This is a genomic window from Aequorivita soesokkakensis (assembly GCF_001641085.1).
Lineage (GTDB): Bacteria > Bacteroidota > Bacteroidia > Flavobacteriales > Flavobacteriaceae > Aequorivita > Aequorivita soesokkakensis.
Genome location: NZ_LXIE01000024.1, coordinates 1 through 6,971, shown reverse-complemented (window position 1 = coordinate 6,971; position 6,971 = coordinate 1). Strand labels below are relative to the sequence as shown.

The 6,971-nt window shown below is 59.1% G+C and carries 1 protein-coding gene; it reads right to left on the bottom strand.

The window, feature by feature from the left end; genetic code table 11:
• Positions 1 to 6,971, bottom strand: a 6,971-nt coding sequence (locus tag A7A78_RS09780; protein ID WP_068762282.1) for a T9SS type B sorting domain-containing protein, incomplete at both ends; no start/stop codon positions are given.

The window sequence follows — 6,971 nt, the reverse complement described above, 5'->3', positions numbered from 1 at the left end:
TATCGTTTTAAGGTAAAATGTCCTTTAAATTCCTTTGCCTGACCCTCCTCGGTGTACTCGATTCGGAACCAGTAGTCGCTCGACGGCAGTGGGCTTCCCCCGTAGGTTCCGTCCCATCCCTCGCCCAGTGGGCTCAGCTGCTTGAGCAGCTTGCCGAAGCGGTCAAAGATATAGATTTTTGCCGTAGGGTCGCCCGTGGCGATGCCGATGATGTTCCAGGTGTCGTGGTAGCCGTCCTGGTTGGGCGTAAAGTACGGCGGGTAGTCGATCACCCCAACGTCGATGGTCACGCTGCCGCAGCCGTTGGCGTCGCGGATGGTCACCGTGTGCGCCCCGGGCGATACGTTCTCAAAGATATTGCTGTCCTGGAACGGGCCGTCGTCAAGCTGGTACACGTAGGTACCCTCGCCCACCGCCGTCACCTCGATGGTGTGGCTGTCCGCAAAGGCCCCGTTGACCAGTACCGCGCCGTACTCGAACGGCGGCGAGGATACCGTCACCGTGGCACTGACAGCGGTCTCGCAGTTCGTGGCCAGCTCGGTGATGGTCACCGTATAGACCCCGCCCTGCAGCGCGATGATGGATGGGCCGGTCTCCCCGACCAGGATCACCCCGTCAAGGTCCCACTGGAATGTATACAGCGTTGGGTCAAGGCCCGTGTCGATCACCGGCGGCGAGGGACTGCCCTCATCCTCGGCGATCGGGTTGCCGTTCTCGTCAACGCACAGGCGGTAGTCGCCGTCAAGGACAACGTCCGGAAGGCTCTCCACCTTCAGCAGCATATCCACAACGGAATAGCACTTGGGCTCGAAAACGTTCAGCTCGTTGGTCACCCGCACATAGATGCGCTGCGGGTTGATGATGTTCACGTACGGGAACGTAATGGCCCCAACGCCCGTCTCCGCTCCTTCAAGTGTTTCGAAGAAAGCAATGCTGAAGTCCGCCGGGTCCTGCCCCGCAAGTATCTCGGCACGCAGGTCGGAGACCTGCTGGTTGGTAACGTCGTCAAGGTCGAACTCCGCAAAGCCATCGCTCGGCGGAAGGTTGTCGCAGATCACGAAGGGCTCCGCAGGGGAAACGGCATCCGCGCCCGGCTGCACGATGAGCTCAAAGCTCTGTACCCCGCCGATGTAGCAGCCCGTCTCGGCGTTCAGTATGCCCGTATAGATGGTCTGTGGGTTGATCGGGTTGTTCCCGGCGTCCCAGTTGCGGTAGTTGGTGGTGTTCACGATACGGTTGGTGCCGTTCTCGGCATCCAGCGCAGTGATGTAGAAGCTTACCTCAAAGGGCGGCTGTGGCTGTCCCCCAAGAATCTCGGGGATCTTGGTGGTCAGGTCAAAGATGCCCAGGTCCCCGCCATCGGGCGAGCAGTATACGTAAGGCGATACTATTGCGGTATCGTCCGGCAACGGGTTCACGATCAGCTCCAGCTCCACGATCTCAAAACAGAGCGAGGTCGGGCTGGTAGTGCGCACATAGATAATCTGTGGGTTGCTGGTGTTCTGGTAGGCGTTGACCTCCGGCGCGACAATCTCATTCGCCTCGCTGACGGCATCCGCATAGCTCTCATAGTAGCCCACCGTCCAGTTGTTCCCGTTGAGTATCTGTGCCTCACGGACGGTAAGGTCGAACAGCTCCACTTCATCATAAGGGCCCGGCGGAACGATCACGTTGTCGTCGCACAGCTCAATAGGTGTCGGGACCACGGGGTTCGGGTTGCTGATCACCCGTATGGTCAGGGTGGTGAACGATACGCAGGCGCTGTTGCTGTCCTCCACGCGTACGTACAGTACCTGCGGGTTGATCGGGTTGCCCGCGCCGTCCACGTTCACATAGGCCGTGTCCGGGTCGATGCGGTCGGTGTTGTCCTGTGCGTCCTGCTGGGTAAGGAAGTAGGTCACGCCCTGGGTAAGCACCCCGTTGGTGATCTCACTGTTCTTCACGGTAAGGTCAAAGGTGGTGATGCCGTCGTTCTCCTCGCCCAGATCGTCGCAAAGCTCCAATGGGGCCGGGTCGGTTATCGGCAGCCCGTTGTTCACGATAAGGTCAAACTGGCCTATCGCAAAACATTCCGTCAGGTCATCGTCCAAGCGCACCCAAATGGTCTGTGGGTTCGTGGCGTTGGTGTAGGCCCCCGGCGTTACGATAAAGTTGGTCCCCGCAAGGGCGTCCGCCTGGGTCAGGTGATAGGTAAGGGTGACGTCCGTCTGTGGCGGGTTGCCCAATATAAGGTCTTCCTGTACCGTAAGGTCGAACTCCGCAAAACCGGAATCGTCACAGGCAATAAGGTCCGGCAGGTCCTGTGGGACCACCGGGGAAGAGTCCACGATCAGTTCCAGCTCCACAATGGCGTAGCAGCCCGTGCCAGCTGGCGGGTTATTATAGGCCGCACGGACATACAGTGTCTGGTTGAACGCCACTATGTTCTCATAGGGGCTCGCCAGCGGAAAATTACCGGTATTGGCATCCAATAGGTTCTCGTGGTAGGTAATGATCAATGTAGGGTCACCGCCACGTATCTCCGCGCTCTTGCTCTCCAGGTCGAAGGAGGCGAAGCCGTTGTTATCAACATCGCAGACCACCAAGGGGGCGGGCACTACCGGTACCGGTACCGGTTCTACCGTAATAAAGAAACTAAGGCTTGCCCTACAGGTGTTCTGCCCAAGCACGGTCACGAATATCTCCTGTTGTGGAGTGGTGGTGTTCTGGTACGCGGAAGGGTCCGCGATAGGGACATCATTGTTCTGGTCATCCTGGCTGGCGTAATAGATTACCGTCAGGGTAGGGTTGCCGCCCGTGATTACCGGGGTGTTCACCGTTAGGTCAAAGGTGGAGATGCCGTCATCACTGGTGCTCCCGTTCAGTTCGTCATCACAAAGGACCAGATCGTCCGCGGTTCCCGATCCGGGGAACTCCCCGGCCACGATCTCGAAAGGTGTTATCCGCGCGCAGCCCGTTGCCAAGCTCGCCAAGCGCACCCAGATGGTCTGGCCCGCACTTACAAATGCATCCGCGGGATCGATAAAGTTGGTGCCGGCCTCTGCATCGGCCAGGCTTTCGTAATAGGTTATGGGCTCAAAATCCGCTGGGTCCTGTGTGCCGTAGACCGCTGTGTCCTGCACCGTAAGGTCGAACAGTGCCGTACCGTCGCCATCCTCATCACAGGCAAAGATTGGATCTTCCAAGGTGGCGTCCGGACTGTCCGGCAACGGTACCACGATAAGCTCCAGCTCCACGATGGTATAGCACGGAAGGATCTCCGGCGGAACATTGTTGGTCACCCGCACGAACACGATCTGGCTGTAAGGGACTATGTTGGTGTAGGGGCTCAATATCTCCGTTCCGGGAACACCGGCCTCGGCTTCCTGAAGTGTCTCGTAATAGAAGATGGTAACGTCGGTCTCACCGTTCAATATCTCCAGGTCGCGCACGCTAAGGTCGAAGCTGTCCACGATCCCATCATCATCGTCATCACAGATGCTTATGGGCTCCGGGGCCGGGTTCGCGTTCGGGTTCGGGAGCACCGTAAGGGTCAGGGTGATCCTGTTGGAACATCCAAACTCCGAGGTCACCCTTCCGATGACCGTCTGCGGGGTGGCTATGTTCTGGTACATAGTCGGGTTGGGGATAGGGTTGTCAGCAGCCTCGTCCGCAGGGGTAGCGTACCACTGCACGAACAGGCCGGGAACGCCCCCGGTGACCAAGATGTCCTGGGTGGTCAGGTCAAAGGTCGATATCTCATCGGTCGGGGTGCTGCCCTGTAGCTCGTCATCGCACAGCACCATCTCGAAGGGACCGTTGTCCAACGGGATCGGATCCACGATAAGGGTAAGGGTAACGATATCATAACAGCCCTCACCGCTATTGGGGTTCGGGGGAACGGTGCTGTTGGCGTTGCCCACCACCAGGATATAGATGTCCTGTGGGTTGGCGGTGTTGGTATAGGCCCCGGGGTTGCCGATGGCGGCGGAATAATCGGGGGCTATGAGCGCCATGTCACCCGCCAATTGGGCATCGGCAAGGTCCTCGTAATAGTAGATGTCAAATCCGTTCGGGTCCAGCGCGCCAAGTACCTCAGGCTCAACTTCCGTCAGGTCGAAGATCGTAAACCCATCGGCAACGGCGTCATCGCACTTGCGCAGGGGCTCCGGCTCCGTGGCCACTGGCGAGCCATGTACTTCAAGCGCGAAGGATACGGTGCGGTGGCAGCTGTTCACCGTGGTCTCCACGCGCGCCCATACACCACCGGTGCCATAGGCGGGATCCAAGGGATCCGTGATCGGGGCGTCCAGGTATATCTGGTCGTTGGTATAGATGTTCGGTAGCGGAAGCCTGTTGTTCTCGGCATCCAAAAGGGTCCCGTGATAGGTAACGGTCAGGTCCGGGTCCAGACCGGTGATGATGTCCGTACGGGTGCTCAGGTCAAACTGGGCAAACCCGTCGTTGTTCGAATCGCAGGCGATGAAGTTGCCCGGCGGAATGGCCAAGGGGGTCGGCTCCACAATAATGAAAAAGGTGTTGGTCGCCCTACAGCCGTTCTCGCTGAAGGCCGTCACAAAGATCCGCTGCTGCGGGCTGGCAATGTTCTGGTAGGCCGAAGGGTTCGCGATCGGGTTGTTGTTCAACTGGTCCACGGCCGTGGCGTAATAGAATACTTCCAGGGTCGGGTTGCCCAAGGTGATCAACGGGGTGTTGACCGTCAGGTCGAAGGTGGAAAGGCCATCGTCCGCGGTACTGCCGTTCACAAGGTCGTCGCAAAGGGTCAGGTCGTTCCCTACCCCAATGGTGGGGAAGAGCTCAAGCTCGAGCTGGAAGGGCGTGATCCGCGCGCAGCCCGTAATAAGGCTCTCCAGGCGTACCCAGATGGTCTGGCCGCCCATGCTTATGTATGCGGTGGGGTTGGGAATGAAATTGGTGCCCGCCTGGGCGTCAAGCAAGTCCTCATAATAGGTGATCGGCATTACAAAATTCGCCGGAAGCTGGTCCCCGAGCACGGCATCGTCCTGGAGGGTCAGGTTGAAAATGGCCGTACCGCTGCCGCTCTCGTCGCACCCGATAAGGGGGTCCTGGAAGGAGGAATCGGGCTTGTCCGGAAGCGCGATCACATGCAGTTCCAGCTCAACGACGGTAAAACAGCCAACGCTGGCCGGCGGAACATTCTTTACCACGCGCGCATATACGGTCTGCACAAAGGGAACCGTGTTGGTATAGGGCATAATGATCTCCGTCCCGGGAATACCGGCAATGGCATCGTTGATGTCCTCATAGTAAAGTACGGAAACGTCCGGCTCCCCGGCGGTAATGTCCAGGTCGGCCAAGGTAAGGTCCCAGCCGCCAACGATCCCGTCATCGTCATCGTCGCAGAGCTCCAAGGGGTCCGGGTCGGTGTTCGGGTTCGGGTTCGGGAGTACCGTAAGGGTAAGGGTGACCAAGGTATTGCAGCCAAATTCCGAGGTGACCCTGCCTATAACGGTCTGCGGGGTCGCGGTGTTCTGGAAGGTGGTCGGGTTGGGGATCGGGTTGTCCGCCGCCTCGTCCGCTAGGTTCAAAAACCAGGTAACGGTAAGGGCAGGGTCGCCGCCCGTTACCAGCACGTCCTGGCTGGTAAGGTCAAAGGTCGAGATCTCATCGTCCAGGGTACTGCCCTGCAGCTCGTCGTCGCACAGCATCATCTCGAAGGGGCCAAGGTCCGCCGGGCGCGGGTCCACGATAAGGGTAAGGGTAACGATGTCATAACAGCCCTCCGCACTGTTGGGGTTCGGGGGGATGGTACCGCCCGAATTGCTAACGATCAGTATATAGATGTCCTGCGGGTTGGTGGAGTTGAAAAAGTTCGTCGGGTCGGGGATCGCCTGCGAGAAGTCGGGCGCAGAGATGGCCACGTCCCCGGCGGCGACCGCCTCGTTGAAGTCCTCGTAATAGTAAAGGTCGAAGCCCAGCGGGTCCAGGGTGCCGAGCACCTCTGCCGCCACGACGGTAAGGTCGAAAAAGGTCTGTCCGTCGGCGACCGCGTCATCGCACTTCCTGAGCGGTTCGGCAGGGGTCACGCCAACGGGCGAGAAACGCACCTCCAGCGCGAACGGCACCACTACGGTACAGCTGCTGGTACTGCTGCCCACGCGGGCCCACACGCCCCCGGTCCCATAGTTCGGGTCCAGCGGGTCGGTTATGGGAAAGTCAAGGTAGATCTGGTCGTTGATGTACGGGTTCCCAAGGGGGAGCACCCCGTTCTCCGCATCCAGAAGGGTACCGTGGTAGGTGACCGTCAGGTTCGGGTCGCCAAGGGTGATCACCGTGTCCTGCAGGGTAAGGTCAAAGGACGCAAAACCGTCGTTGTTGTCATCGCACAGCACAAGGTTCGGCGGCGAGGTGTTCACCACCGGAGGGCTGTCTATGATGATGTCCACATGCTGGGTGGTGTCGAAACAGCTCGCGTCGTCACGGTTCTCCAAGCGGATGTAAACGGTCTCACCGGGGGCGGCCACGAAATAGGGGTTCGGGTGCGGGTTCACGTCATTGTCGGCATCGGCCTGGCTGCCATGGTAGGTAATGTTGTAGCTGGAAGAGGGCTCCCCGTCGAGAACGAAAGCGTTGAACTCCGTAAAGAGGTCCACGAACTCCCCGCCGTCCCCATCGCCATCGCAATAGCTCGCGTTCACCGGCACAAGGCCCGCGATCGAGCGGCTGAAATAGATCCTAAAGTCCGTAAGGTCAAAACAGGAGCCCGTGTTGTCCTCGATACGCGCATAGATCGTCTGCGGCGAAGGGGGCACGATGATGTGAACACCGCCAAGGATCTCGTTGGTGTCGTCAAAACTGTCCTGGTAGCTCTGGTAGTACTTGATCGTGAACAGCGCAGGGTCCTGAGCGCCCAATATGTTCGCGTCGTTGTCCGTAAGGTTGAAGACCCCAGCAGTGCTGCCATCGTCGCACTGGTAAAGATCTACCGCAGGGTTCGCTATTGGCTGGGG